A 24583-nucleotide genomic window follows, 5' to 3' on the forward strand; every position below is an offset into this window, starting at 1 on the left:
CGAGGCTAGGCGGAGCCTCGGACATCGGCGGGCGCGGGCACCGGGCGCCTCGACGGCGCCGTCGCCCTGCGCGGCTCGGGCGGTCGCGGCATCGGGCGACGGCTCCCGGCGGCGAGCAGGACGATGCCCGTCGCGAGCACCGCGAGCCCTGCGACGGCGGTCGGAGGCAGCTGCTCCTGGAGCACGAGCACGCCGAGCAGGGTCGCCGTGAGCGGCTCGGCGAGGGTCAGCGTCGAGACGGTGGCGGGCGCGAGGTGCCGCAGCCCGGCGCCGAAGAGCAGGTACGCCGCGGTCGTCGCGACGAGCCCGAGCCACAGGGCCGTCGTGAGTCCCTCGGACGTGGCGAGCCACGCGGCATCCGTCGAGAGCAGGACGGGCAGGCTGACGAGGGCCGCCATGCCGAACATCGCCCCCATGCTCGACGACGACGTCCAGCCGCGGTCGATGAGCGACTTGCCCGCGAGCGTGTACACCGCATACGACCCGCCCGCGGCGATCGAGGCGGCGACGCCGATGGGGTCGACCGCGGCCGGCCCCGTCCCGCTCGCAGCGGCGAGGATGGCGACGCCGCACGTGGCGAGCACCGTCGCGACGATCCACACGCGCCCCGGGAACCGGCGGCGGAGCGCCCAGTCGAGCGCACCCGTCAGCACGGGCGCGGAGCCGAGTGCGATGACCGTGCCGACGGCGACCCCGTTCGCGGCCGTGCCGGCGAAGAACGCGGGCTGGTAGGCCAGCACGCCCGCCGCGCCGGCGAGCACGAGCAGCACGGCCGCAGGCCGGGACCCGCGGCCGCCGGACGTCGGGGCGACGGATGTCCCGGTCGCGTCGTCCCGGCGCCCGGCGGCCCGGAGGGCGATGGCGACGACGGCGAGCGCCCCGCCGCCGATCACGATGCGCGCCGCGCCGAGCGAGAGCGGGTCGGCCTCGGGGCCGAGCGCCTGTGCCGTGCCGGTCGTGCCGAAGCACACGGCCGCGGCCAGGACCAGGAATACGGAGCGCATGGCTGATATTGTTACACAATCCCAGTTTGTGCTCGCGGCGGTAGGATTTCCGAGGCCCGCGTCGCCGCGGCATCCGTCACGTCATCGCCGAGGGGGCGCGCGACCCGGCGCACGGTGCATCCGCTCGGCGGCACGGCCCCGTCACCTGAGGAGGATCCGTGCGCGCCGTCATGTACCGGGCCTTCGGCGAGCAGCCCGAGCTCGTCGAGGTCGATCGCCCCGCCTGTCCGCCGCGCGGCGCCGTCGTGCGCGTTCGGGCCACGGGGCTCTGCCGCAGCGACTGGCACGGCTGGATGGGTCACGACGACGGCATCGCCCTGCCCCACGTGCCCGGTCACGAGTTCGCGGGCGAGGTCGCCGAGCTGGGTGCCGAGGTCGACCAGGCGAGCGGATGGCGCGTGGGCGACCGGGTCACGGCGCCGTTCATCTGCGCGTGCGGGCGCTGCGACGAGTGCCGCTCGGGCAACGAGCAGGTCTGCGACCGGCAGCGCCAGCCCGGCTTCACCCACTGGGGCTCGTTCGCCGAGTACGTCGTCGTCGACGAGGCCGAGCTCAACCTGATCCGCCTGCCCGACTCGCTCGGATTCGTCGAGGCCGCCTCGCTCGGCTGCCGATTCGCGACCGCCTACCGCGCCATCATCGCGCGCGGCCGGCTGCACCCCGGCGAGCAGGTCGCGGTGCACGGATGCGGCGGGGTCGGCCTCTCCGCGATCATGATCGCCGTCGCAGCCGGCGTGCCCGTCTACGGCGTGGATGTCTCGGAGGCGGCGCTCGCCGCGGCGGCCGAGCTCGGCGCCGTCCCCGTCCAGGGCGGCGACGGCGCGGCGGAGCGGGTCCGCGAGGCGAGCGGCGGGGGAGTGGACCTCTCGATCGACGCGTTCGGCAGCCCCGACACCTCGTTCGCCTCGGTGCGATCCCTGCGCAAGCGCGGCCGACACGTCCAGGTCGGCCTCTTGCTCGCCGAGGAGGCGACCGCCGGCATGCCGATGGACGCGGTGATCGCCGGCGAGCTCGAGATCCTCGGCAGTCATGGCATGGCCGCGCACGAGTACCCCGACATGCTCGGCGCTGTCGCGTCGGAGGCGTTCCGGCCCATCGAGCTCGTGGGCCGGACGATCGCGCTCCAAGAGGTGCCCGATGCGCTGGTCGCCATGGGGCGGGCCGGCGGCGCGGGCTCGGGCATGACCGTCGTCGAGTTGTAGGACGCGACCGGAGACGAAGACGGCGGGCCGGCGCCGGAGTTCCCCCGAACCGGCGCGGACCCGCCCGCGCTTCACACACTACCGGCCGGACCCCGCCGCGGCGCGATCGCGCCGCGAACCATACCGATACCGGATATCGGCCTGTGCCACGTACACTGTGCTCACTCGGCGCGGCGTGCGCGCCGACGTGAGGAATACGGAATGCCCGGACTGGAACGGTCGTCGTTCGTCACGAACGATCCCGAGTCGGCTCGGCAGGCGTTCGCGCCGCTCGTGCCCCGGCTCGAGTTCGGCCGCATCGACCCCGACACCTTCCGCGTCCGCATGCAGTCCGACGTCGCCCCCGGGTTCACGATCGTCGACTACGCGTTCGCGGCGCCCGCCGCCGTCGAGGCGGGCGCCGACGACGTGCTCGTGGTCAACGCGCGGGGCCGGGGCATCGAAATCCGGCACGGTCACGACGAGATCGACGTGTCCAGGCCGTACATCAATGCGGCCGAGGACGTGTCGGCCCGCTGGGAGGCGTTCGCGGCGCGCGCCACGGTGCTCGACCGGTCGAGGGTCCTCGAGGTCGCGCGCATGACCTCGGGGGAACCGGGGTACGAACTCGAGCCCATCGACCTCGGCGTCCGCTCGGCCGACCTGGGCCGCTACTGGAACGCCGCGGTCGCGCGCGTGCAGCGCGCGATCGTCACGGCACCCGAGGCTTTCGACGAGCCGATCGTCGAGGCGGCGGCATTCAACCGGCTGGCGGTCGCCTACCTGCACGCGTTCAACGTCGGCTGGGCCGGCCCGGGCGGGCGGATGGTCCGGGTCGGCGCGCGTTCGGCGGTCGTCCGGGCGGCGCTCGACCACATGCACGCGCACGCCTCGACGCCGCTCACGGTGCAGCACGTGGCCGACGCGGTGCACATCTCGACGCGGGGACTGCACGCCGCATTCGTGGCCGAGACCGGGCGCTCGCCCTCCGAGCACCTGCGCGCCATCCGGCTCGCGGGCGTCCGCGACGAGCTGCGCTACGCCGAACCGGGCGAGAGCATCGCGGCCATCGCCCGTCGCTGGGGCTTCGTGCACCTCTCGCGATTCGCCGACACGTACGAGCAGGCGTACGGCGAGCTGCCCTCGGCCACGAGGGCGTTCGTCAGGCGGCGACCCGTCGCCTGAGCGCGCCCGCGCGCCGCGGTCAGGATCCGCTCGGACCGCGCCCGATGCTCAGCCACTCGCCGGCGTCGTCGGCGCCGCCGGAACGCGTGCCGGCGGAGGCGCCATCCGAACCCTTCATCTGCTGGATCTGCCGATCGATCTCGGCCTGCGCGCTCATCGCCGCGAGCTGACGCTCGATGTCGGCGTCGGCCGGAGCCGTGAGGTCCTTGAGCGCGCCGCTCGCCAGCAGTTCGTCGGTCGCGGCCGCGCGCGCCTGCATCTGCGCGACCCGGTCGCGGGCCCGGTCGAGGCTCGTGCCCACGTCGTTGATGGTGGTGCCGAGGCCGGCGACGGCCTCGTTGGCGCGCACCTGCGCCTCGGATGCCGTGTAGGTGGCCTTGATGGTCTCCTTCTCGATCCGGAAGGCGGCGATCTGCTCGGAGAGCTGTCGCTCCCGGTCCTCGAGCTGCGCGGTCTGCTTCTGCATCCCGGTGTACTGCTGCTGGAGCTGCGCGACCTGCCGTTCGATGAGCGACCGGCGCTCGAGCGCGGCGCGCGCGAGATCCTCCCGACCCTGGCTCAACGCCTCGTGGGCTTGCGCGCCCAGGCGCTGGTACCGGGCCCCGAGCTCCTGCCCCTGCAGGTCGACGCGCTTCTTCGCGGTCGCGACCTCGGCGAGCGCCTGGCGCACCTGCTGCAGCAGCTTGACCTGCTGGTCGTAGCTGTCGTCGAGCAGTTCCCGAGGGTCCTCGACCTTGTCGAGGGCCTTCGAGGTCTTGGCGCGGAAGATGGTGCGAATCCGCGACGTGTTGTCACCCATGGTCGAGTCCCCTTATCTCGAGCGGTCGAGGCGATCGGTCTGCCGGGGTGGCCGCTGGGCCGTCGCCGGCAAGTACGCGTCATGGTGGTTCAGCATCCGGAGCTCCTGGACGCCGGCATGCAGCGCGGCGACCTCTCGGTCGACCTCGCCTCGGAGCGCCGCGAGCGAATCGTCGGAGACGTCGCCGAGCCCGGCGGCGACCGCCCCGCGGAGTCGGCGGACCAGGCCGACGACCTGCTGCACGCGTTCTTCGGCGTCGGGGAGCTGCTCGGCCAGCACCGCGGCATCCGTCTCGCTCTCCATCAGGCGCAACTGCAGGTCGAGCGCCTCGGCCTCGTGTCGGATGCGGCGGAACAGTCGCGTGAGCTCGCCGCGAGGGCCGTCGCTGCGGGCGGCGACATCGACCGCCGCCCGGCCGCTCTCGAGCGACTCCGCGAGACGGACCCGGAGCTTCAGGACACGTCCGCGAGGACCCGAACCGAACCGGGCACGCGTTCGCAGCACCGCGCCGCCCACCGCGGGACTGCGGCGGATGCGCTTCACCACGGTCAGCACCACGAGCACGACCGTCGTGACGGAGAGCGCCACGATGATCAGCAGTGCGAGCAGCACCCCGAGAATGACGTCCACGATAACCCCCTCCGCCGCTGCCGCCTCATGCGCCGCGAAACGCGATATAACGCAATCTACGCCCGCTTCGGCGAAAGCGTGAGCGTCCGCGACCGATTCACAGGCGGGAGCGGTGATCCGGACCACTCCGGCGGCGGCCCGGCTGGGTGCTCACTCAGCGAGCACCTCGCACAGGTCGATCACCCGGCCGATCCCGTTGAGCGGCACCGCGAGGGTGCCGTCGGCCGCGAACTCGAACGAGAAGTCGCCCGACACGACGACCAGGCCGGCCACCGGGTCGCTCAGCAGGCTGCGGCCCGTCGAGCGCGTGAGCGTGTTCCCGTTCTCGAGCACGCTCTGATGGAACACCCCCGTGATGGCGTACCGCTCGGTCGCACCGCTCTCGGCGTTCTCGACTGTCGCCGCGAGCGCGGGCGACGTGAGGAGGAAGGAGCCGTCCGGTCGTTCGATGGTCCCGCCCTTGCCGGTGATCTCGACGATCACGTCGAAGTCGCAGAAGCCCTCGACGATGAGCGTGCCCCCGGTGGGCTCGGGCGGCGCGGCGGCGGCCGGGGTGGCGGCCCCCAGTGCGGCGGCGACGAGGGCCAGGGCGACGGGTGGCAGCCAGCGGTTCATGTCGACTCCTCGGTGTGCGTGGAGGCGGGAACCGCGACCGGCGGCTCCGCCGTGCTCGTTCGGCGCATGGTACCGCTGCGCGGGGATTCGCCGAGAGCCCCGATCGAGGGACGAGGCCGGCGCGCGGTGCGCGGTCGTCGTCTGCCCGTTGTCCAACGTCCGATTGCGCGTGATCGACACGATGGCGGAACATCCGCTGCCTCGTGCTCGAACTGGGTCTGCTCGTGAGCGTGAACTCCGATAACCCCGCGTATTTCGGCGGGTACGTCGACGCGAACTATGACGCTGTCATCGCGGAGTTCGACCTGGACGACCGGACCGTGGAACAGCTTGCGAGGAATTCCGTCGACTCCGCGTTCCTCGAGCCCGGCGAACGTGCCCGGCTCCATGCCGAGATCGACGCGTGGAAGCGCGATCGATTCGATTGAGACGCGGCGTGCGCCCGTCACGGGAGCGCCCGAGGACCCATCGGCCACACCCGGAAACGAGAAGACCCCCGGCGAACCGGGGGTCTTCATCTGTGGCTCCGACCGGCATCGATCCGGTGACCTTTCGATTTTCAGTCGAACGCTCTACCAACTGAGCTACAGAGCCTCGCGACATCCGCCCGACGGATCGGACGGTGCCTCGATAAGGAGAAAGCCCTCTCTCGTTAGGGAAAGGGCTTGTCGCCTGAGCGACCCTGACGGGACTTGAACCCGCGACCTCCGCCGTGACAGGGCGGCACGCTAACCAACTGCGCCACAGGGCCTCGTAAAGAAGCTGTTCAATTGTAAACCCATCGCTGGGTGACCCCAACGGGATTCGAACCCGTGCTGCCGCCGTGAAAGGGCGGTGTCCTAGGCCGCTAAACGATGGGGCCGGATGTGATCCGCGGTGGCTCTGCCGGGGCAGAACCGCCGAGTAGAGAGCATACGCGGTCGGCGACGAGATTCCAAAACGAGCCCGCAGAGACACGCCACGCGGGGCGGAAATGCCCGGATACGGCACGGATCGAACCTAGTGTGACAGGGCCACTGCCCGTACGAGTGTCACCACGAGGAGACGAGCGCGGCGCCGAAGCGGGCCTGCGCGGATGGGGAATCATGTCGCGAACCGCAGAGCGCCGAGCGATCGGACGGACGGGATCGCGCCTGCGCGCGATCGCCGCCGTGGTCGTCCTCGCCTTCGCGGCGACGAGCGGCGTGACCGCCGATCCCGTGACCGCGACCGCCCTCGAGTACCCCAGCTGGCCCGACGTGCAGAAGGCGAAGGCCGACACCGCGGCGGCGGCCAAGGCGGTCGAGCAGATCATCGGCCTGATCGGCCAGCTCGAGGAGAATGTCGAGGTCGCCCGTGCCGAGGCGGAACGCCGCACCGACGAGCTCATCGTGGCCCAGCAGGAGTACGACGACGCCGTGCGACGAGCCGATGAGATCCAGGCGCAGGCCGATGCCGCGGCCGCCGAGGCCGCGAACGCCGAGCGCAACGCCAGCCAGCTCGCGGCGCAGCTCTATCGCACGGGCGGCACCGACATCGGCGTCAACCTCCTGCTCGACGCGGGTGAGGCCGAGCGGACCGACGAGCTGCTGGCCAAGCTCGGCTCGATGGAGAAGATGGTCGAGCGCACCGCCGACATCTACGCGCAGGCGCGAGAGTCGACGAACACCGCGCAGTCGCTCGCCGACCAGGCCGAGGTCGCCCGCGCGGAACGCGAACGCCTCCGGGTCGCCGCCGAGCAGGCGCTCGCCGCCGCGCAGGCCGCGCAGGCCGCGGCGGAGGCCGCGCTCGCGGAGTCCGAGGACAAGAAGATCGTCCTCGACCAGCAGCTCCAGTTCCTCCGGGATGCGGAGGCGAAGACGACCGCCGCCTACGAGGAGGGCGAACGCAAGCGTCGCGAGGAGGAGGAGCGCAAGCGTCGCGAGGAGGAGGCCCGTCGTGCGGCGGAGGCCGCGGCAGCCGCGGCAGCCGCAGCGGCGGCGGCCGCCGGCGGTGGCGGCGGAGGAGGCGGCGGCGGCGGAGGCAGCAGCAGCGGCCCCGCGGCATCCGGCTGGGCCAAGCCGGCGTACGGGCGCATCTCGGGCAGCTACGGCCCGCGCCAGGTCATCTGCGGTGGCGGGTACTGCTCGAGTCCATTCCACTACGCCACCGACATCGCCACGGGCTGCTCGGCGCCCATCTACGCGGCGGCGGCCGGCACGGTCGTGTTCGCCGGCTGGTCGGGCAGCTACGGCAACTTCATCAAGATCTCCCACGGCGGCGGCATCTCCACGGGGTACGCGCACATCCGACCGGGCGGGCTGTTCGTCGGCTACGGCCAGGGCGTCAGCGCGGGCCAGAACATCGCCTCGAGCGGCACCACCGGTGCGTCGACCGGATGCCACCTGCACTACGAGGTCTACAGCGGGTCGAGCCGCATCGACCCCGTGCCGTTCATGGCCGCCCGCGGCGTCTACCTCGGCTGAGACGCGGAACGGGGCGAGCCGTGCGGCCCGCCCCGTCGATGCGTTCGGCGGATGTCGCGACATCCGCTCGAAGCTCAGTGCCCGTGACCCGGGTACGCCTCGATCGCCTTGGCGATGAGCGCCTCGGCCTCGGCCGCGTCGGCCCAGCCCTCGGTCTTGACCCACTTGCCGGGCTCGAGGTCCTTGTAGTGCTCGAAGAAGTGCTCGATCTCCTTCTTCGTGTACTCGGGGATCGAGTCGACGTCCTGGATGTGGTTCCAGCGCGGGTCGCCGGCCGGCACGCCGATGATCTTGGCGTCGCCGCCGCCGTCATCGACCATGTTGAAGACGCCGACGGGGCGCACCTTCACCCCCACACCCGGGAACAGCGGGTACTGGGTCAGCACGAGCACGTCGAGCGGGTCGCCGTCGTCGCCCAGCGTGTCCTCGAAGTAGCCGTAGTCGGTCGGGTAGACGAAGTTCGTGTAGAGCACGCGGTCGAGGAAGACCCGGCCGGTCTCGTGGTCGACCTCGTACTTGTTGCGGCTCCCCTTGGGGATCTCGATGACGGCGGCGTACTCGCCCATGCTGTTCTCCTCGTTTCCGGATGGCGCGCTCGCGCCCGGATGGCCGGAATAAGGTTACGTGATGCCCTCCGAGCGCCGTCCACGCCTGACGCCGCCGATCGCCGACGTGCGACGCGCGGTGCGCGGGGTGCTGCAGGAGTCGCGGGGTCTCGATACGGCGCAAGCGCCTACTCGACCACCGGATGGCCCGCTCGCGCTGGTCGCCCTGTCGGGCGGCCCTGATTCGCTCGCCCTCGCGGCGGCGGCGGCGTTCGAGGCGCCGCGGGCCGGATGGCGCGCCGGCGCGGTGATCGTCGACCACGGGCTGCAGGCCGGCTCCGCCGAGCAGGCGGATGCCGCGGCATCCGTCGCCCGCGACCTGGGGCTCGAACCGGTGCTGGTCCGCCTGGTCGACGCGGCCGCCGCACCCGGCGGCGCGGGGCCCGAGGGCGCCGCGCGCGCCGCGCGCTACGCCGCGCTCGAGGCCGCCGCCCGCGAGACCGGGGCCGAGCTCGTGCTGCTCGGTCACACCCTCGACGACCAGGCCGAGACGGTGCTGCTCGGGCTGGCGCGCGGATCGGGGGCCGGGAGCCTCGCCGGGATGGCGCCGCGCTCCGGTCGCTACGCGCGGCCGCTCCTCGGCATCCGGCGCGCGATCACGCGGCAGGCCTGCCACGACGCGGGGCTCGTGCCGTGGGACGACCCGCACAACGCCGACCCCGCCTACGCGCGCGTGCGCGTCCGCGAGCGGGTGCTGCCCGTGCTCGAGGCCGAGCTCGGACCGGGCGTCGCCGAGGCGCTCGCGCGCACCGCCGAGCAGCTGCGCGAGGACGAGCAGGCGTTCGACGACCAGATCGACGAGTTCATCGAGGAGATCTGCGAGCCCGCCGAGGCGGGGATCGCGGTGTCGGTCGGCGCGCTCGCCGCGAATCCGGCCGCCCTGCGCCAGCGCATCATCCGGCACGTCGTCGCGAGCGAGTTCGGCGTCGCGCTCAGTCGCCGGCAGACGCTCGAGGTGGCCCGGCTCGTGACCGACTGGCGGGGGCAGGGCCCGATCGACCTGCCGGGGTGCCGCGCCGCGCGGGTCGGCCAACGCATCGAGTTCACGGCCGGAACCGCGGACAACTCGGGCACGGCCGGGGGCGCGGGCACCGCGGGCTGAGCGCCCGGCGGCTAGGCTCGTGCCATCCGTTTCGCCACGACCAGCAGGAGGAGCCCGGGATGGATTCGCGCGAGATCGAGCCCGACCTCACCGAGGTGCTCGTCACCGAGGAGCAGATCCGCGAGAAGCTCGCCGAGCTCGCCCGGCGCATCGAGTCCGACTACGCCGGCCGCGACCTGCTGCTCGTGGGCGTGCTGAAGGGCGCGGTCATGGTCATGGCCGACCTCGCGCGCGAGCTGAAGTCGCACGTGACGATGGACTGGATGGCGGTGTCGTCGTACGGCCTCGGCACCCAGTCGTCCGGCGTCGTGAAGATCCTCAAGGACCTCGACACCGACCTGTCGGGCCGCGACGTGCTCATCGTCGAGGACATCATCGACTCCGGCCTGACGCTCAGCTGGCTCCTCGGCAACCTGCGCTCGCGCGGCGCGGCGTCGATCGAGATCTGCGCACTGCTGCGCAAGCCCGATGCCGCGAAGGTCGAGGTCGACGTCAAGTACCTCGGCTTCGACATCCCGAATCAGTTCGTCGTCGGCTACGGGCTCGACTACGCCGAGCGGTACCGCAACCTGCGCGATGTCGCCATCCTGGCGCCGCACGTCTACAGCTGATCGGCCAGCGCGCGCTTTCAGCGAACAGGGAGCCGGCGTCCAGTGGCCAGAGGGTAGCCTGCTAGCACCATGAACGTGAAGAAGATCCTGCGCGGGCCGATCCTGTACATCCTGCTCGCGATCGTCGCCGTGTGGATCGGATCCAGCCTCATCAGCCAGTCGGGGTTCCGCGAGGTCTCCACGCAGAAGGGCCTCGAGCTCCTCGACGACGGCAAGGTCTCGGCCGTGAAGATCGTCGACGTCGAGAACCGCGTCGACCTCACGCTCGCCGAGGCCGAGGAGGACCTCGGCACGCAGGTGCAGTTCTACTACGTCACCCCGCGCGGCCCCGACGTGATCGCGGCGGTCGACGCCGCGAACCCGGCCGACGGCTACGACGACGAGGTGCCGCAGCCGAACTGGTTCCTCTCGATGCTCGGCATCCTGCTGCCGCTCGTGCTGATCGGCCTCTTCTTCTGGATCATGCTCTCGGGCATGCAGGGCGGCGGCAACCGCGTCATGCAGTTCGGCAAGTCGAAGGCCAAGCTCGTCTCGAAGGAGAGCCCGAAGGTCACCTTCGAGGATGTCGCCGGCGCCGACGAGGCCATCGAGGAGCTCCACGAGATCAAGGACTTCCTGAAGGACCCGGCGAAGTTCCAGGCGGTCGGCGCCCGGATCCCGAAGGGCGTGCTGCTGTACGGCCCTCCCGGCACCGGCAAGACGCTCCTCGCGCGCGCGGTCGCGGGCGAGGCGGGCGTGCCGTTCTACTCGATCTCCGGTTCCGACTTCGTCGAGATGTTCGTGGGCGTCGGCGCGAGCCGCGTGCGCGACCTGTTCGACCAGGCCAAGCAGAACGCGCCGGCCATCATCTTCGTCGACGAGATCGACGCCGTCGGCCGGCACCGCGGCGCGGGCCTCGGCGGTGGCCACGACGAGCGCGAGCAGACGCTGAACCAGCTCCTCGTCGAGATGGACGGCTTCGACCCGAAGACCAACGTCATCCTCATCGCCGCGACGAACCGTCCCGACATCCTCGACCCCGCGCTCCTGCGCCCGGGCCGCTTCGACCGCCAGATCGGCGTCGACGCGCCCGACCTCAAGGGCCGCCAGAAGATCCTCGAGGTGCACTCGAAGGGCAAGCCGCTCGCCAACGGCGTCGACCTCGAGGTGCTCGCGCGCAAGACGCCGGGCTTCACGGGTGCCGACCTCGCCAACGTGCTGAACGAGGCCGCGCTGCTCACCGCGCGCTCGAACGCGCAGCTCATCGACAACCGCGCGCTCGACGAGGCCGTCGACCGCGTCATCGCCGGCCCGCAGCGCCGCTCGCGCGTCATGAAGGACAAGGAGAAGCTCATCACCGCGTACCACGAGGGCGGGCACGCCCTCGCAGCGGCGGCGATGAACTACACCGACCCCGTGACGAAGATCACGATCCTCCCGCGCGGACGCGCCCTCGGCTACACGATGGTGCTGCCCCTGGAAGACAAGTACTCCGTCACGCGCAACGAGCTGCTCGACCAGCTCACCTACGCGATGGGCGGCCGCGTCGCCGAGGAGATCGTGTTCCACGACCCCTCCACGGGCGCGTCGAACGACATCGAGAAGGCCACCTCCACGGCCCGCAAGATGGTCACCGAGTACGGCATGAGCGCGAACGTCGGTGCGGTGAAGCTGGGGCAGTCGCAGGGCGAGGTGTTCCTCGGCCGCGACATGGGCCACCAGCGCGACTACTCCGAGGAGATCGCCGAGCGCGTCGACGCCGAGGTGCGCACGCTCATCGAGCAGGCGCACGACGAGGCGTGGCAGGTGCTCAACGACAACCGCGACGTGCTCGACCGGCTCGCGGCCGAGCTGCTCGAGCACGAGACGCTCGACCAGCACCAGATCGCCGAGATCTTCAAGGATGTCCGGAAGCTCCCGCAGCGCCCGCTCTGGCTCTCGAGCGACAAGCGCCCGGTCTCCGACCGCCCGCCGATCCAGTTCCCGAACCAGAAGGCGCCGATCGACCAGGGCGCCGTCGACGGCGGCGTCGACTCGGGCCAGCCCGTCGAGGAGGCGAAGGCGTCGCGTACGCCGCGCACGAAGCCGCGTCCTGCCACGGCGTGAGCCGGTGCGTGGGCCGCTGGCGATGAGGAGGGTGCCATGACGGGGGTCGACACGGCCCGCATCGAGCGCGCCGTCCGCGAGCTGCTGCTCGCCATCGGCGAGGACCCCGATCGTCCCGGTCTCGAGCGCACCCCGCGCCGCGTCGCCGAGGCGTACGCCGAGTACTTCAGCGGCATCGGCGCCGACCCCCAGGCGCCGCTCGCCGATTCGGTCGAGCTCGGGGCGGCCGACGACGGCGAACCCGCCACGGGCGACGCCGTGGTGCTGCGCGACCTCCACTTCCGTTCCGTGTGCGAGCACCACCTGCTGCCCTTCATCGGCACCGCCCACGTGGCCTACCTCCCCGGCGCGAAGGTCGTCGGGCTCGGGCGCATCCCCGCGGTCGTCGACACGCTCGCGAGCCGTCCGCAGCTGCAGGAGCGCCTCGCCGAGGAGATCGCCGACGCGCTCGAGGCCGGACTCGAGCCCCGCGGCGTGCTCGTCGTGCTCGATGCGACGCACGGCTGCGTGACCACGCGCGGAGCGCGCCAGGAGCACAGCTCGACGATCACGATCGCGAGCCGTGGGGCGCTCGCCGAGCCGGCCGCGCGCGCCGAGATCATCGCGCTCATCGGAGCGGGTCGCGGTGCCTGACGCCGGCGGCCCGCCCGTGCCGGCCGGTGTCGCGGGCCCGCTCGTGATGGGCGTCGTCAACGTCACGCCCGACTCGTTCAGCGACGGCGGGCGCTGGTTCGACGCCGATGCCGCGGTGGCCCACGCGCTCGAGCTCGCGACGACCGGCGCCGACCTCCTCGACGTCGGCGGCGAGTCGACCCGGCCCGGTGCCGCGCGCGTCGACCCCGACGAGGAGCTGCGACGCGTGATCCCCGTGATCCGCGAGCTCGCGAGCCGCGGGCTGCGCGTGAGCGTCGACACCATGCGCGCCGCGACGGCTGAGGCGGCCGTCGCCGCCGGGGCCGAGATCATCAACGACGTGTCCGCCGGGCTCGCCGATGAGGCGATGGCTCGCATCGCCGCCGAGACGGGCGCACGCTACGTCGCGATGCACTGGCGGGGCCACTCCGACCGGATGGACGAGCTGTCCGAGTACGCGGATGTCGCGGCCGACGTCCGCGACGAGCTCGCCCGCCGCGTCGACGCGCTGGTCGGCGCGGGCGTCGCACCCGACCGCCTCATCCTCGACCCCGGCCTGGGCTTCTCCAAGCGCGGGGCGCAGAACTGGGAGCTGCTGGCGAACCTCGACGTGCTCGCCGGGCTCGGCTTCCCGATCCTCGTCGGCGCTTCGCGCAAGCGATTCCTCGGCGCGCTGCTGCCCGACGGCGCCGCCGTCGAGCAGCGCGACCTGCCCACCGCGGTGATCAGCGCGCTCGCCGCGCAGGCCGGCGCCTGGGCGGTGCGCGTGCACGACGTCGCGTCGACCAGGGTCGCGCTCGACGTCGCCCGTGCATGGCAGAGTGGACGACGTGGCCAGCACTCCTGATCGGATCTCCGTGACCGGGATCCGGGTGCGCGCGCACCACGGCGTCTTCGACTTCGAGCGCGAGCAGGGGCAGGAATTCGTGGTCGACGTCTCGGTCGCGGTCGACCTCGCCGCCGCGGCATCCGGCGACGACCTCGCCCGCACCGTGCACTACGGCGAGCTCGCCGAAGCGGTCGCCCGAGCCGTCGAGCGCGACCCCGTCGACCTCATCGAGACCGTCGCCGAGCGCGTCGCCGAGGTGGCGCTCGGCTTCGCGGGCGTCGAGGAGGCGACGGTCACGGTGCACAAGCCGCAGGCTCCCATCGCGGTGCCGTTCGACGACGTGTCGGTGACCGTCGTGCGAGGGCGCGCATGAGCCGGGCCGTCATCGCGTTCGGTGCCAATCTCGGCGACCGCGAGGGCACGATTGCGGCAGCCACGCGCGAGCTCGCCGACTCGCCGGGCGTGCGCCTCGTCGCGGTCTCGCCCGTCTACGAGACGCCCGCCGTCAAGCTCGACGGCGTCGACCGCGCCGCGCCGCGCTACCTCAACGGCGTCGTGGTCGTCGAGACCGACCTCGAACCGCACGCCCTCCTCGACCTGCTGCAGCGCATCGAGCACGAGCACGGCCGCACCCGCGAGACCCGCTGGGGCGACCGCACGCTCGACCTCGACCTCATCGACCTCGACGGTCGGGTGCTGGCCGACGACCGCCTCGAGCTGCCGCACGCGCGGGCGTGGGAGCGCGCGTTCGTGCTCCAGCCGTGGCTCGACGTCGAGCCCGACGCCGAGATCGCCGGCCGCGGTCGCGTCGCCGAGCTGCGCGCGGCGGCGACCGACGAGGTGGAGCGGCGATGAAGCGCACGCACGCCTCGACGCTCGTGGCGTTCACGTTCGCCGGACTTGCGTTCGGGTACCTCGGCGAACTCGCCCTGGTCAGCAGCGGCGCCTCCGCGGTCGTGCCGCCCGTCTCGCTCGCCATCACGCTCGTCGGCGTCGCCGCGATCGTGGTCGCGATGGCGTGGCCGATCCGGCAGGCCGTGCGCGGTTCCGGGAAGGGCCGCATCGACCCGTTCCGCGCGGCGCGCGTCGCCGTGCTCGCCAAGGCCAGCAGCGTGACCGGCGCGCTCGTGCTCGGCATCGGGCTCGGCATCACCCTGTTCCTGCTGACGCGCAGCGTCCTCCCGCCCGCGTCGACGACCTGGTTGGCCGTGGCCACCGCGATCGGCGCGGCCCTGCTGCTCGCCGGCGGACTCGTGGCCGAGCACTTCTGCACGCTGCCGCCCGACGAGCCCGACGAGGAGGAGGAGACGGCGAATGCCTGAGCCCGACCAGGTTCCCGCAGCCGAGCCGGTCCCCGCGGCCGAGCCGGTTCCCGCGATCGCGCAGCCGGATGCCGCGGAAGCGGGGCGCCCGCTCGAGGCGGAGGCCGCGCCGAGGCCGGCGCCCTCGGCCGCGGTCGGCGAGTGGCGCGGCGTCTCGCCCAAGCACGTCGTCGTCGAGGTCATCGGCTCCGTGATCGGCGCCGGCATCGCGGTCGCCGCGCTGCTCGTCGCGCGCACGTGGCTCGGTCTGCCGTTCCTCGCATGGATCGCCGCCGGCGTCGGGCTGCTCGCCCTGGTGTCGATCGCGTTCGAGCCGCGGCGCGTCCGCTCCATCCGCTACCGGCTGCGCGCCGACGACCTCGTGTTCCGACGGGGCATCATGTACCAGCGGCAGGTCGCCGTGCCGTACGGCCGCATGCAGCTGGTCGACATCACGCGCGGGCCGGTCTCGCGCTGGCTCGGCCTGGCCGACCTGAAGTTCGTCACGGCCGCGGCCGCGACCGCCGTGACGCTGCCCGGGCTGCCGCTCGAGGAGGCGGAGCGGCTGCGCGACCACCTCGTCGCGCTGGCCGAGACCCGCCGGGCGGGGCTGTGAGCACGACCCAGCCGCGGCCCCGGCCGCAACCCGCCACGCGCGACCTCGCCGACGGCGAGTGGCATCGCCTCCATCCCGCCAGCCCCCTGTTGCGGGGCGGCCTGGTGTTCCTCGCCGTGCTCGGCTTCGTGCTCGCGAACCTGCGCGAGCGCCTCGTCGAGGTGTTCCTGCTCCTCTTCGCTCCGGGCGAGTTCGAGCGCGACTTCGCGCCCTCCGACTGGCAGGGCGACTGGGCCGAGGACCCCATCACCGGGATCGTCGCGAACGGGCTCATCGGGTGGGCGCTCATCGGGCTCGCCGCGGTCATCGTGCTCGTGGTGCTCGGCTTCTGGCTCGCGTGGCGCATGCACACCTTCCGCGTCACGCACGAGGCGCTCGAGGTGCGCAGCGGGATCCTGTTCCGCTCGCACCGCAGCGCCCGACTCGACCGCATCCAGGGCATCAACCTCGCGCGGCCGGTCTTCGCCCGCCTGTTCGGCGCGGCCAAGCTCGACGTCTCGGTCGCCGGCCAGTCGGGCAACGTCGACCTCTCGTACCTCGGGTCCGCGCAGGCCGATCGGCTCCGGGCCGACCTGCTCCGGCTCGCATCGGGCGCGCGCCGGGCGGCCGCGCCCGGCCAGCGCGGCGCCGCCGCCGCCGTGGATGGGGCCGACGCCGTGGGTGGGGCCGACGCCGTGGGTGGGGCCGACGCCGTGCCGTCCGCGGGCGCCGCTGCGTCGCCGACGCTCGCCGCCCGCGCGGGCGGCCTGGTGAACCGGCGCGTCGACGAGTTCCTCGCGCCCGAGCTCGACCCGGCGCTCGCTGCGCCCGAGTCGGTCGTGCGACTCCCGCTGCCGCGCGTGATCGCGTCGTCACTGCTCGGGGGGTCGATGATCTGGTTCGTGGTGCTCGTCGTCGTCATCACGATCGGCGCGACGACGGGCGCCACGTGGCTCCTGTTCACGTTCGTGCCGGCCGCGATCGGCCTCGTCAGCTACCTGTGGTCGCGCATCACCAAGTCGCTCCGGTACTCCATCGCGGGCACGCCCGACGGCGTGCGCATCGGCTCGGGCCTCCTGTCGACGTCCAACCAGACGATCCCGCCCGGGCGCGTGCACGCGATCGAGGCCTCGCAGTGGCTGCTCTGGCGCCCCTTCGGCTGGTGGACGGTGCGGGTCAACATCGCCGGCCAGTCGATCGTCTCGACCACAGGCGACGCGAGCCAGCGCACGCTCGTCCTGCCGGTGGGCACGGCCGACGACGTCGAACGCGTCATCGGGCTCCTCGCGCCCGACGCGATGGTCGAGCTCGCGTCGGTGATCGACGCCGGGCTCACCGGGCGGGGCAGCGGTGAGGGCTACATCGCCGCGCCGCGTCGCGCCGCCTGGATCCGCCCGACCTCGTGGCGACGCGTCGGCCTGGCGATCGCCGGCGGCCTCGTGCTCCTCCGCCGAGGCTGGCTGCTGCGCAGCCTCGTGCTCGTGCCGCTCGCGCGCCTGCAGTCCGTGGCGATCGCGCGCGGCCCGGTCCGCCGGGGGCTCGGTCTCGCGTCGCTGCGCATCCACACCGTGGCCGGGCCCGTCACCCCCGAGGTGCCCGCGCTCGATCGCGCCGATGCGGATGCCGCGTTCGACGCGATCGCCGCCGAGGCGGTGGCGCACGCCATCCGGGATCGCAGCGATCACTGGGGGGCCGCGTCCGATGCGCGCTGAGCAACGGGCCGGCCGACTCGGCGTCGGCACGATCGGCGCCGGACGCGTCGGAGCCGTGCTCGCCTCGGCGCTCGGCGGCGCCGGCCACGCGCTCACGGGCATCGCCGCGGTCTCGGAGTCCAGCCTCGAGCGCGCCGCCGCGATGCTGCCCGAGGTGCCGGTGCTGCCGATCCCCGACATCGTCGAGCGCAGCGAGCTCGTGCTGCTCGCCGTGCCCGCCGACGAGCTGCCCACGCTCGTCGAGGGGCTCGCCGCCGCCGGCGCCTGGCGCCCCGGGCAGCTCGTCGTGCACACCGCCGCGCGCTACGGCGTCTCGGTGCTCGAGCCCGCCCTCCGCGCCGGCGCCATCCCGCTGGCCATCCACCCAGCCATGACGTTCACGGGCACGAGCATCGACCTCGGCCGGCTCGCCGGCACCTGGTTCGCGGTCACGGCCCCGGCGCCCGTGCTCCCCATCGCGCAGGCCCTCGTCGTCGAGATGGGCGGCGAGCCGCTCGTGGTCGCCGAGGCGGATCGCGTCGCCTACGCCGAGGCGATCGACACCGCGGTGTCGTTCTCGACCGCGATCGTCGACCAGGCCACCGGCATCCTCGAGCGGATCGGCGTCGAGCGCGCCGGCTCGGTGCTCGCGCCGCTCGTGCGGAGCGCCGTCGAGAACGCGCTCGCGCGCCACGACCCCGGCCCGAGCGTCGACGGGGCGGCTACGATCGACGGGGCCGACGACGGTTGGCCGTCGGGAGGTGCGGTGTGACCGAGCTGGTGGACACGATCGCGGGCGTCCGCGCCGCGGTCGGCGCGCACCGCGCCGCCGGGCGCACCGTCGCGTTGGTCCCGACGATGGGCGCACTGCACGAGGGCCACCTCGCGCTCGTCCGTCGCGCGCGCCGGATCGCCGACGTCGTCGTGGTGTCGATCTTCGTGAACCCGCTGCAGTTCGGCGCGGGCGAAGACCTCGACCGGTACCCGCGCACGCTCGAGACCGACCTGGCCGCGCTCGAGCGCGAGGGGGTCGAGCTCGCGTTCGCGCCGACCGCCGCCGAGATGTACCCGTCGGGCGAGGTCGAGACCCGCGTCACCGCCGGGCACGTCGGGTCGCTCTACGAGGGCGCCTCCCGACCCGGCCACTTCGACGGCATGCTCACGGTCGTCGCGAAGCTCTTCCACATCGTGGCCCCCGACCGTGCGGTGTTCGGGCAGAAGGACGCGCAGCAGGTGTTCCTGGTGCGGCGCATGGTTCGAGACCTCGACGCGCCGCTCGAGATCGAGGTGGTGCCCACGGTGCGCGAGCCCGACGGCCTCGCGATGTCCAGCCGCAACCGCTTCCTCGACCCCGAGCAGCGGCGCATCGCGCTCGCGCTCTCGGAGTCGCTCGTCGCCGCCGGCTCGGCCGCCGCCGAAGGCCTCGACGAGGTGCTCGCCAAAGCCGCCGCCGCGTTCGGCGACCACGACGGCATCGAGCTCGACTACCTCGTCGTGGTCGATCCCGACACGTTCCTGCCCGTCACGGCGGGCGCGACCGGTCCGGCGACCGTGCTCGTCGCGGCACGGGTGGGCACCACGCGGCTCATCGACAACGCCGGCATCACGCTCGGCTGAGGCCGGCGGCATCCGGTCGACCGTCAGGATCGGCGTGGCGCGGCGGACTACGCTGGTCCATGGCGTCCGCACGGGCGCCGGAGCACGCCTGCCGCCGACCGATCCGGAGACCACATGGCCGACGAGACCACGCACGAGCCGACCGCCGAGGAGATCTCGGAGCAGAAGGCCGTGCGGCTCGCCAAGCGCGAGCGGCTCATCGAGGCCGCCGCCGACCCCGGCGCAGGCGCGTACCCGGTCTCGGTGCCGATCACCTCCACCATCCCCGAGGTGCGCTCGCGCTTCGTCGGCCTCGGCGTCGACGAGCGCAGCGGCGAGACGGTCTCGCTCGCGGGTCGCATCGTGCACCTGCGCAACACCGGCAAGCTGTGCTTCGCGGCCCTGCAGTCGGGCGACGGCAGCCGCATCCAGGCCATGGTCTCCCTCGGCGAGGTCGGCGAGGAGTCGCTCGCGGCCTGGAAGGACCTCGTCGACCTGGGCGACCACGTCGCCGTCACGGGCGAGGTCATCACGAGCCGCCGCGGCGAGCTGTCGATCATGGTGACCGAGTGGCGGATGGCGGCCAAAGCCATCAACCCGCTCCCGAACCTGCACAACGAGCTCTCCGAGGAGACGCGCGTGCGCAGCCGGTACCTCGACCTGATCGCGCGCGAGCAGGCCCGCCGCAACGTCGTCGACCGCGCCAAGGTGAACGCGAGCCTGCGCTCGACCTTCACGAGCCTGGGCTTCATCGAGGTCGAGACGCCCATGCTCCAGGTAATGCACGGCGGCGCGTCGGCCCGGCCGTTCGTGACCCGCTCGAACGCGTTCGACACCGAGCTCTACCTGCGCATCGCGCCCGAGCTCTACCTCAAGCGCGCCGTCGTCGGCGGCATCGAGCGCGTCTTCGAGATCAACCGCAACTTCCGCAACGAGGGCGCGGACTCCACGCACAGCCCCGAGTTCGCGATGCTCGAGGCCTACCAGGCATACACCGACTACCACGGCATCGCCGATCTCACGCAGCAGCTCGTGCAGGATGCCGCGTTCGCCGTCGCCGGGTCGCACGTCGTCACCTGGGCCGACGGCACCGAGTACGACCTCGGCGGCGACTGGGCGCGGCTGTCGATGTACGACTCGCTGTCGGAGGCGGTGGGCGAGCAGATCACCCCCGAGACGCCGATGTCGCGCCTGAAGGAGCTCGCCGACGCGGTCGAGATCGAGGTCGACCACCCGCTGCCCGGCAAGTACGTCGAGGAACTGTGGGAGCACCACGTGAAGTCGGGCCTCGAGCGGCCGACCTTCGTGATGGACTTCCCGCTCGACACGTCGCCCCTCGTGCGGCAGCACCGCACGATCCCCGGCGTCGTCGAGAAGTGGGACCTGTACGTGCGCGGCTTCGAGCTCGCGACCGGGTACTCCGAACTGGTCGACCCGGTCGTGCAGCGCGAGCGGTTCGTCGAGCAGGCGCGCCTCGCCGCGGGCGGCGACCCCGAGGCGATGCGCCTCGACGAGGAGTTCCTGCGCGCACTCGAGTTCGGCATGCCGCCCACCGGCGGCATGGGCATGGGCATCGACCGGTTGCTCATGGCCATCACGGGCCTCGGCATCCGCGAGACCATCCTCTTCCCGCTCGTCAAGTGAAACGGACGGCACGATGAACGACTACCTGCCCAAGAAGGAGCTCGAGCCCGAGCGCGACCCCCGGAAGCCGTCGATGACGCGCCTCGCCATCTGGATCGTCGTGGGAGCGATCGGGCTGTACCTGCTCGGATCGGGCATCTGGGGCATCGTCACCAGCGGCTGACGCCCGCCCCCGAACCGGGGCGCACCGCGCCCAGCGAAGCCGAGGAAACCCCCGGTAGGCTGGAGGGGATATGGACGACTTCTGGCTCAACGCGATCTGGTCGGTCGCACCGACGGTGCTCATCGGGCTCACGTTCTGGTTCGTGATGCGCGCGATCCTCCGCGCCGACCGCACCGAACGAGACTCGTACGCCAAGATCGAAGCCGAGGAGCGCGCCAAGCACGCCGCCGAGCGCCGAGCCGCGTAGCCAGGCATGACCGAGGCGCAGGCGACGGCGATCATCGCCGCCATCCTGGTCCTCATCGACCTCGTCGTCCGGATCATCGCGATCATCGTGGTGCCGCGCAACCGCCGCCCCACCGCCGGCATGGCCTGGCTGCTCGCGATCTTCTTCATCCCATACCTCGGGATCCTGTTCTTCCTCCTCATCGGCAACCCGAAGCTGCCGAAGGCGCGCCGCGAGAAGCAGGAGGAGGTGGACCGGTTCATCCGCGAGTCGACGCACGGCGTCGAGCGCGTGAGCGACAGCGCCGACTGGCCCGCCTGGTTCGACGGCGTCGTACGACTGAACCGCAATCTCGGCGCGATGCCGCTCATCGGCTCGAACAGCGCGCGCCTCATCGGCGACTACCAGGCCTCGCTCGACGCGATGGCCGCCGCGATCTCACGCGCCAAGCGGTACGTCCACGTCGAGTTCTACATCTTCGCCTACGACTCGACGACGGCCGGCTTCGTCGACGCGCTCGGCGACGCCGTGGGGCGCGGCGTCGAGGTGAAGGTGCTCATCGACCACATCGCGTCGCGCCGCGTGAAGGGGTACAAGCGCACCATCCGGCGCCTGACCGACCTCGGCATCGACTGGCAGCTCATGCTCCCGATCATGCCGTTCAAGGGCAAGTACCAGCGGCCCGACCTGCGCAACCACCGCAAGATCCTCGTCGTCGACGGCGAGATCGGCTACCTCGGGTCGCAGAACATCGTCGACCGCAGCTACCACAAGCGAAGCAACATCCGCCGCGGGCTCAAGTGGCAGGAGCTCGTCGCCGAGGTCGAGGGGCCGATCGTGTCGGGCCTCGACGCGATCTTCGCGACCGACTGGTACCTCGAGACGGGTGAGGCGCCGTCGCGCGACGAGCTCATCCCGTTCACGCAGGAGCCCGCACCGCAGGACCTGGACTGCCAGGTCGTGCCGAGCGGGCCCGGATACGTCAACGAGAACAACCTCAAGCTGTTCCTCGCGCTGCTCTACGCGGCCGAGCGGCGCATCATCATCACGAGTCCGTACTTCGTGCCCGACGAGGCGATGCTGCGCGCGATCAGCGGTGCGACGCAGCGCGGCGTGCACGTCGAGCTGTTCGTGTCCGAGCTCGGCGACCAGGCGCTGGTGTACCACGCGCAGCGCTCGTACTACGAGGCGCTGCTTCGCGCCGGCGTGCGCATCTACATGTACAAGGCGCCGTTCATCCTGCACGCCAAGCACTTCACGATCGACGACGACGTCGCGGTCATCGGCTCGAGCAACATGGACATCCGCTCGTTCGAGCTCAACATGGAGGTCTCGCTCCTCGTGCGCGGCGAGTCGTTCGTGCGCGAGATGCGCGCGGTCGAAGACGGGTACCGGCGCGACAGCCGCGAGCTGACGCTCGACGACTGGATGACGCAGCCGCTGCGATCGACGGTCCTCGACAACCTTGCCCGCCTCACCTCGGCGCTGCAGTAGGCGAGCGGATGCCGCGCCGCGCCGCCGCCCGCGTCGCAGCCCCGCCCGCCGCCCGCGCCCGCCGCCCGTGCCCGCCGCCCGTGTCTCCGCCTCGCCGCGTGGCCATCTCGCCCGAATCCCGGGTTCGTGCGGGTGCACCTGCGGAAACGCGGGATTCGCGACCGCGGTGGCTCCCGCGCGTGGGATCGCGTCGTCGAGCGAGGCCAGCCGAGTTCCGGGTTCGTGCGGGTGCACCCGCGGAAACGCGGGATTCGGCGGGGGTGATGAGAACTCAGCGAGCGGCGTGACATCCGTTTGTGTGGGAATTTCTGCGGATAGACTTGCTTTGAGTGGGAATCGCGAGCTAAACTCACACAAACGCAGGTTGCACATCGATCCGGCAAGGGGGCCGCATGTACGCCATGGAGCGACACGAGCACATCCTCGACGCGCTCGCCCGCACGGGCCGCGTCTCGGTCGCCGACCTCGCCGCCGACCTCGCCGTCACCCCCGAGACCATTCGTCGCGATCTCGACGCGCTCGAGAAGGCCGGCCACGTGCGCCGCGTCCACGGGGGAGCCGTCAGCGCCTCCCGGGCGAGCCTCGCCGAGACCACCGTCCTCGAGCGCACCGAGCGCCACACCGACGCGAAGCGCGCGATCGCCCAGGCGGCGCTCGCCCTGGTGCCGCCGACCTTCACGGGTTCGATCCTGCTCGACGCGGGCACCACCACCGGCGCCTTCGCCGACGCCCTGGGCGGATGGCAGCCCGAGCCCGGCATCGCCCCGCTCACCGTCTACACGAACTCGGTGCCGATCGCGGCCCTGCTGCACGGCAACGCGAACCTCATCGTCCGCATCATCGGCGGCACCGTGCGCGGAGTCACCAGCGCGGCCGTCGGCCCGACCGCGGTCGCCCAGCTCGCCGACATCCGACCCGACATCGCGTTCCTCGGCACCAACGGCGTGAGCGCCGAGTTCGGGCTATCGACCCCCGACGAGCTCGAGGCCCAGGTCAAGCGCACCATGGTCGAGCGATCGCGCCTCGCGGTCGTGCTCGTCGACGCGTCCAAGCACGACGACGAGGCGCTGCACCGGTTCGCCTGCCTCGACGAGGTCGACGTGCTCATCACCGACGCGCCGCCGGGGCCCGCCCTGGCCGACGCGCTCGACGAGGCCGAGGTGGAGGTGCGGGTCGCATGATCGTCACGCTGACCGTCAACCCGTCGCTCGATCGCACGGTCGAGCTCGAGCGCCCGCTCCTGCGCGGCGAGGTGCAGCGCGTCGCCCGCAACGTCGAGGAGCCGGGCGGCAAGGGCGTCAACGTCACGCGCGCCCTGACCGCGTCGGGCGCGGCGTCGGTCGCCGTGCTCCCGGGCCGCGCCGACGACCCGCTCGTCGTGGCGCTCGCCTCCGCGGGCGTGCCCGTGGTCACCGTGCCGATCGCCGCGCGCCTGCGCTCGAACATCACGATCACCGAGCCCGACGGCGTCACGACCAAGCTCAACGAGCTCGGCCCGGTGCTGACCGAGCCCGAGCAGCGGGCGCTCGTCGCGGCGGTCGTCGCGCAGTCGGCGGATGCCTCGTGGCTCGTGCTCGCCGGCTCGCTCCCGCCGTCGCTGCCCGCCGACTTCTACGTCCGGGTCGTGCACGAGGTCCGTGCCGCGGGCGTCGCGGCCCGCATCGCCGTGGACACATCGGGCGCGCCGCTCGCGGCGCTCATCGAGGCGGGGGAGCCCGTCGACCTCATCAAGCCCAACGGCGAGGAGCTCGCCGAGCTCGCCGGGGAGTCCGACGCCGACGCCCTCGAGGCCGACCCCGAGCGGGTCGCCGAGGTCGCCGCGACGCTCGTGCCTCGCGGCATCCGCTCGGCCCTCGTCACGCTCGGCTCCAAGGGGGCCGTGCTCGTGGGGGAGGACCAGGGATGGTTCGCCCCTGCGCCGCGCATCGTGCCGCGCAGCACCGTCGGCGCGGGCGACAGCTCGCTCGCCGGCTTCCTGCTCGCCGTGACCGAAGGGGCGGCGCCCGAGCGGGCGCTCGCCCAGGCGGTCGCACACGGGGCGGCCGCCGCGTCGCTCCCGGGCTCGGCCGTTCCCTCGCGGGAGCTGGCCGACGCGTCCGCCATCACCGTCACCCGCATCCGGGGCGCCGTCGCCCCGGTCATCCCATAGG

The 24583-nt window shown here is 72.5% G+C and carries 27 protein-coding genes and 3 tRNA genes; 22 read left to right on the forward strand and 8 right to left on the reverse strand.

Annotation, left to right across the window (positions count from 1 at the left end; all coding sequences use genetic code 11):
- Window positions 1–5 precede the first annotated feature (5 nt).
- On the reverse strand, window positions 6–1004 hold the full coding sequence (locus tag ACZ4TW_RS09650) for a DMT family transporter (RefSeq protein ID WP_465542424.1): 999 nt from the start codon (window positions 1002–1004) through the stop codon (window positions 6–8).
- A gap of 158 nt (window positions 1005–1162) precedes the next feature.
- Here ACZ4TW_RS09650 and ACZ4TW_RS09655 point away from each other — a divergent pair, with 158 nt between their 5' ends.
- A complete protein-coding gene (locus ACZ4TW_RS09655) occupies window positions 1163–2206 on the forward strand; it encodes a zinc-dependent alcohol dehydrogenase family protein (protein ID WP_465542425.1) in 1044 nt (347 codons plus the stop codon).
- A 201-nt stretch (window positions 2207–2407) separates the two neighbouring features.
- Window positions 2408–3370 carry a helix-turn-helix transcriptional regulator gene (locus tag ACZ4TW_RS09660; RefSeq protein WP_465542427.1) on the forward strand — a complete coding sequence of 321 codons (963 nt, stop codon included), beginning with the start codon at window positions 2408–2410 and terminating at the stop codon, window positions 3368–3370.
- Between the two features lie 19 nt (window positions 3371–3389).
- On the opposite strand, the gene ACZ4TW_RS09665 is transcribed toward ACZ4TW_RS09660, so the two are convergent.
- The 3 genes from ACZ4TW_RS09665 to ACZ4TW_RS09675 all read right to left on the reverse strand — a co-directional run bounded on the left by ACZ4TW_RS09665 (window position 3390) and on the right by ACZ4TW_RS09675 (window position 5414).
- Window positions 3390–4169, reverse strand: coding sequence for a PspA/IM30 family protein (locus ACZ4TW_RS09665; protein ID WP_465542429.1), 780 nt, complete (start codon window positions 4167–4169; stop codon window positions 3390–3392).
- A gap of 12 nt (window positions 4170–4181) precedes the next feature.
- Window positions 4182–4799 (reverse strand): hypothetical protein, encoded by a 618-nt coding sequence (locus ACZ4TW_RS09670; RefSeq protein ID WP_465542431.1) that lies wholly within the window; start codon window positions 4797–4799, stop codon window positions 4182–4184.
- A 150-nt stretch (window positions 4800–4949) separates the two neighbouring features.
- Window positions 4950–5414 carry a hypothetical protein gene (locus ACZ4TW_RS09675; RefSeq protein ID WP_465542432.1) on the reverse strand — a complete coding sequence of 155 codons (465 nt, stop codon included), beginning with the start codon at window positions 5412–5414 and terminating at the stop codon, window positions 4950–4952.
- A 203-nt stretch (window positions 5415–5617) separates the two neighbouring features.
- Between ACZ4TW_RS09675 and ACZ4TW_RS09680 the strand changes: the two genes are divergently transcribed.
- On the forward strand, window positions 5618–5842 hold the full coding sequence (locus ACZ4TW_RS09680) for a hypothetical protein (RefSeq protein WP_465542434.1): 225 nt from the start codon (window positions 5618–5620) through the stop codon (window positions 5840–5842).
- Between the two features lie 93 nt (window positions 5843–5935).
- Here ACZ4TW_RS09680 and ACZ4TW_RS09685 read toward each other — a convergent pair.
- The 3 genes from ACZ4TW_RS09685 to ACZ4TW_RS09695 form a co-directional block, all read right to left on the reverse strand.
- A tRNA-Phe gene (locus ACZ4TW_RS09685) sits at window positions 5936–6008 on the reverse strand.
- An 83-nt stretch (window positions 6009–6091) separates the two neighbouring features.
- Window positions 6092–6165 (reverse strand) — tRNA-Asp (locus tag ACZ4TW_RS09690).
- Window positions 6166–6203: 38 nt separating this feature from the next.
- Window positions 6204–6276 (reverse strand) — tRNA-Glu (locus ACZ4TW_RS09695).
- A gap of 223 nt (window positions 6277–6499) precedes the next feature.
- Between ACZ4TW_RS09695 and ACZ4TW_RS09700 the strand changes: the two genes are divergently transcribed.
- The gene (locus ACZ4TW_RS09700) at window positions 6500–7858 is read left to right on the forward strand and encodes a peptidoglycan DD-metalloendopeptidase family protein (protein WP_465542436.1); all 1359 of its coding nucleotides are present in this window, start codon (window positions 6500–6502) and stop codon (window positions 7856–7858) included.
- A gap of 74 nt (window positions 7859–7932) precedes the next feature.
- Here the strand turns inward: ACZ4TW_RS09700 and ppa are convergent, their stop codons facing one another.
- Window positions 7933–8424, reverse strand: coding sequence for an inorganic diphosphatase (gene ppa, locus ACZ4TW_RS09705; protein ID WP_465542438.1), 492 nt, complete (start codon window positions 8422–8424; stop codon window positions 7933–7935).
- A gap of 61 nt (window positions 8425–8485) precedes the next feature.
- Here ppa and tilS point away from each other — a divergent pair, with 61 nt between their 5' ends.
- From tilS to ACZ4TW_RS09795, 18 genes are all read left to right on the forward strand, one after another.
- A complete protein-coding gene (gene tilS, locus ACZ4TW_RS09710; RefSeq protein WP_465542440.1) occupies window positions 8486–9565 on the forward strand; it encodes a tRNA lysidine(34) synthetase TilS in 1080 nt (359 codons plus the stop codon).
- Window positions 9566–9624: 59 nt separating this feature from the next.
- Entirely contained in the window at window positions 9625–10176 is a 552-nt protein-coding gene (gene hpt / locus ACZ4TW_RS09715) for a hypoxanthine phosphoribosyltransferase (protein ID WP_465542442.1), read from the forward strand.
- Between the two features lie 69 nt (window positions 10177–10245).
- Window positions 10246–12261: an ATP-dependent zinc metalloprotease FtsH gene (gene ftsH, locus ACZ4TW_RS09720; protein ID WP_465542444.1), complete on the forward strand. Its 2016-nt coding sequence runs from the start codon at window positions 10246–10248 to the stop codon at window positions 12259–12261.
- Between the two features lie 36 nt (window positions 12262–12297).
- On the forward strand, window positions 12298–12894 hold the full coding sequence (gene folE, locus ACZ4TW_RS09725; RefSeq protein ID WP_465542445.1) for a GTP cyclohydrolase I: 597 nt from the start codon (window positions 12298–12300) through the stop codon (window positions 12892–12894).
- A 46-nt stretch (window positions 12895–12940) separates the two neighbouring features.
- The gene (gene folP, locus ACZ4TW_RS09730) at window positions 12941–13741 is read left to right on the forward strand and encodes a dihydropteroate synthase (protein ID WP_465542666.1); all 801 of its coding nucleotides are present in this window, start codon (window positions 12941–12943) and stop codon (window positions 13739–13741) included.
- Window positions 13725–14096, forward strand: a complete 372-nt coding sequence (gene folB, locus ACZ4TW_RS09735; protein ID WP_465542447.1) for a dihydroneopterin aldolase — start codon at window positions 13725–13727, stop codon at window positions 14094–14096. Before folP ends, folB begins: the two co-directional genes overlap by 17 nt.
- A complete protein-coding gene (gene folK / locus ACZ4TW_RS09740) occupies window positions 14093–14578 on the forward strand; it encodes a 2-amino-4-hydroxy-6-hydroxymethyldihydropteridine diphosphokinase (RefSeq protein WP_465542449.1) in 486 nt (161 codons plus the stop codon). The genes folB and folK overlap by 4 nt, the downstream gene beginning before the upstream one ends.
- Complete coding sequence (locus ACZ4TW_RS09745) at window positions 14575–15045, forward strand: DUF3180 domain-containing protein (protein ID WP_465542451.1); 471 nt, start codon at window positions 14575–14577, stop codon at window positions 15043–15045. The genes folK and ACZ4TW_RS09745 overlap by 4 nt, the downstream gene beginning before the upstream one ends.
- A complete protein-coding gene (locus ACZ4TW_RS09750) occupies window positions 15038–15640 on the forward strand; it encodes a PH domain-containing protein (RefSeq protein ID WP_465542453.1) in 603 nt (200 codons plus the stop codon). The genes ACZ4TW_RS09745 and ACZ4TW_RS09750 overlap by 8 nt, the downstream gene beginning before the upstream one ends.
- Complete coding sequence (locus tag ACZ4TW_RS09755) at window positions 15637–17331, forward strand: PH domain-containing protein (protein ID WP_465542455.1); 1695 nt, start codon at window positions 15637–15639, stop codon at window positions 17329–17331. The genes ACZ4TW_RS09750 and ACZ4TW_RS09755 overlap by 4 nt, the downstream gene beginning before the upstream one ends.
- Window positions 17321–18082, forward strand: coding sequence for a Rossmann-like and DUF2520 domain-containing protein (locus ACZ4TW_RS09760; protein ID WP_465542457.1), 762 nt, complete (start codon window positions 17321–17323; stop codon window positions 18080–18082). The genes ACZ4TW_RS09755 and ACZ4TW_RS09760 overlap by 11 nt, the downstream gene beginning before the upstream one ends.
- The gene (gene panC / locus ACZ4TW_RS09765) at window positions 18079–18927 is read left to right on the forward strand and encodes a pantoate--beta-alanine ligase (RefSeq protein WP_465542459.1); all 849 of its coding nucleotides are present in this window, start codon (window positions 18079–18081) and stop codon (window positions 18925–18927) included. The genes ACZ4TW_RS09760 and panC overlap by 4 nt, the downstream gene beginning before the upstream one ends.
- A 114-nt stretch (window positions 18928–19041) precedes the next feature.
- Entirely contained in the window at window positions 19042–20550 is a 1509-nt protein-coding gene (gene lysS, locus ACZ4TW_RS09770) for a lysine--tRNA ligase (protein WP_465542461.1), read from the forward strand.
- Window positions 20551–20563: 13 nt separating this feature from the next.
- Window positions 20564–20713: a hypothetical protein gene (locus ACZ4TW_RS09775; protein WP_465542463.1), complete on the forward strand. Its 150-nt coding sequence runs from the start codon at window positions 20564–20566 to the stop codon at window positions 20711–20713.
- 70 nt (window positions 20714–20783) lie between these two features.
- Window positions 20784–20960, forward strand: coding sequence for a hypothetical protein (locus ACZ4TW_RS09780; protein ID WP_465542465.1), 177 nt, complete (start codon window positions 20784–20786; stop codon window positions 20958–20960).
- Between the two features lie 6 nt (window positions 20961–20966).
- Window positions 20967–22433 carry a cardiolipin synthase gene (cls, locus tag ACZ4TW_RS09785; protein ID WP_465542467.1) on the forward strand — a complete coding sequence of 489 codons (1467 nt, stop codon included), beginning with the start codon at window positions 20967–20969 and terminating at the stop codon, window positions 22431–22433.
- A 392-nt stretch (window positions 22434–22825) separates the two neighbouring features.
- Window positions 22826–23614, forward strand: a complete 789-nt coding sequence (locus ACZ4TW_RS09790) for a DeoR/GlpR family DNA-binding transcription regulator (protein WP_465542469.1) — start codon at window positions 22826–22828, stop codon at window positions 23612–23614.
- Window positions 23611–24582 carry a 1-phosphofructokinase family hexose kinase gene (locus ACZ4TW_RS09795; protein ID WP_465542470.1) on the forward strand — a complete coding sequence of 324 codons (972 nt, stop codon included), beginning with the start codon at window positions 23611–23613 and terminating at the stop codon, window positions 24580–24582. Before ACZ4TW_RS09790 ends, ACZ4TW_RS09795 begins: the two co-directional genes overlap by 4 nt.
- The last annotated feature ends 1 nt before the right edge of the window (window position 24583 follow it).

Source organism: Agromyces sp. NPDC029043 (assembly GCF_055564615.1).

Coding starts and splice junctions, on each gene's coding strand:
- folK (WP_465542449.1), top strand. CDS start 14,093: ATGAGCCGGGCCGTCATCGCGTTCGGTGCCAATCTCGGCGACCGCGAG.
- ACZ4TW_RS09750 (WP_465542453.1), top strand. CDS start 15,038: ATGCCTGAGCCCGACCAGGTTCCCGCAGCCGAGCCGGTCCCCGCGGCC.
- ACZ4TW_RS09745 (WP_465542451.1), top strand. CDS start 14,575: ATGAAGCGCACGCACGCCTCGACGCTCGTGGCGTTCACGTTCGCCGGA.
- ACZ4TW_RS09780 (WP_465542465.1), top strand. CDS start 20,784: ATGGACGACTTCTGGCTCAACGCGATCTGGTCGGTCGCACCGACGGTG.
- tilS (WP_465542440.1), top strand. CDS start 8,486: ATGCCCTCCGAGCGCCGTCCACGCCTGACGCCGCCGATCGCCGACGTG.
- lysS (WP_465542461.1), top strand. CDS start 19,042: ATGGCCGACGAGACCACGCACGAGCCGACCGCCGAGGAGATCTCGGAG.
- folP (WP_465542666.1), top strand. CDS start 12,941: ATGGGCGTCGTCAACGTCACGCCCGACTCGTTCAGCGACGGCGGGCGC.
- ACZ4TW_RS09675 (WP_465542432.1), bottom strand. CDS start 5,414: ATGAACCGCTGGCTGCCACCCGTCGCCCTGGCCCTCGTCGCCGCCGCA.
- ACZ4TW_RS09795 (WP_465542470.1), top strand. CDS start 23,611: ATGATCGTCACGCTGACCGTCAACCCGTCGCTCGATCGCACGGTCGAG.
- hpt (WP_465542442.1), top strand. CDS start 9,625: ATGGATTCGCGCGAGATCGAGCCCGACCTCACCGAGGTGCTCGTCACC.
- ACZ4TW_RS09790 (WP_465542469.1), top strand. CDS start 22,826: ATGTACGCCATGGAGCGACACGAGCACATCCTCGACGCGCTCGCCCGC.
- cls (WP_465542467.1), top strand. CDS start 20,967: ATGACCGAGGCGCAGGCGACGGCGATCATCGCCGCCATCCTGGTCCTC.
- ftsH (WP_465542444.1), top strand. CDS start 10,246: ATGAACGTGAAGAAGATCCTGCGCGGGCCGATCCTGTACATCCTGCTC.
- ACZ4TW_RS09665 (WP_465542429.1), bottom strand. CDS start 4,169: ATGGGTGACAACACGTCGCGGATTCGCACCATCTTCCGCGCCAAGACC.
- ACZ4TW_RS09775 (WP_465542463.1), top strand. CDS start 20,564: ATGAACGACTACCTGCCCAAGAAGGAGCTCGAGCCCGAGCGCGACCCC.
- ppa (WP_465542438.1), bottom strand. CDS start 8,424: ATGGGCGAGTACGCCGCCGTCATCGAGATCCCCAAGGGGAGCCGCAAC.
- ACZ4TW_RS09700 (WP_465542436.1), top strand. CDS start 6,500: ATGTCGCGAACCGCAGAGCGCCGAGCGATCGGACGGACGGGATCGCGC.
- ACZ4TW_RS09650 (WP_465542424.1), bottom strand. CDS start 1,004: ATGCGCTCCGTATTCCTGGTCCTGGCCGCGGCCGTGTGCTTCGGCACG.
- folE (WP_465542445.1), top strand. CDS start 12,298: ATGACGGGGGTCGACACGGCCCGCATCGAGCGCGCCGTCCGCGAGCTG.
- ACZ4TW_RS09660 (WP_465542427.1), top strand. CDS start 2,408: ATGCCCGGACTGGAACGGTCGTCGTTCGTCACGAACGATCCCGAGTCG.
- ACZ4TW_RS09760 (WP_465542457.1), top strand. CDS start 17,321: ATGCGCGCTGAGCAACGGGCCGGCCGACTCGGCGTCGGCACGATCGGC.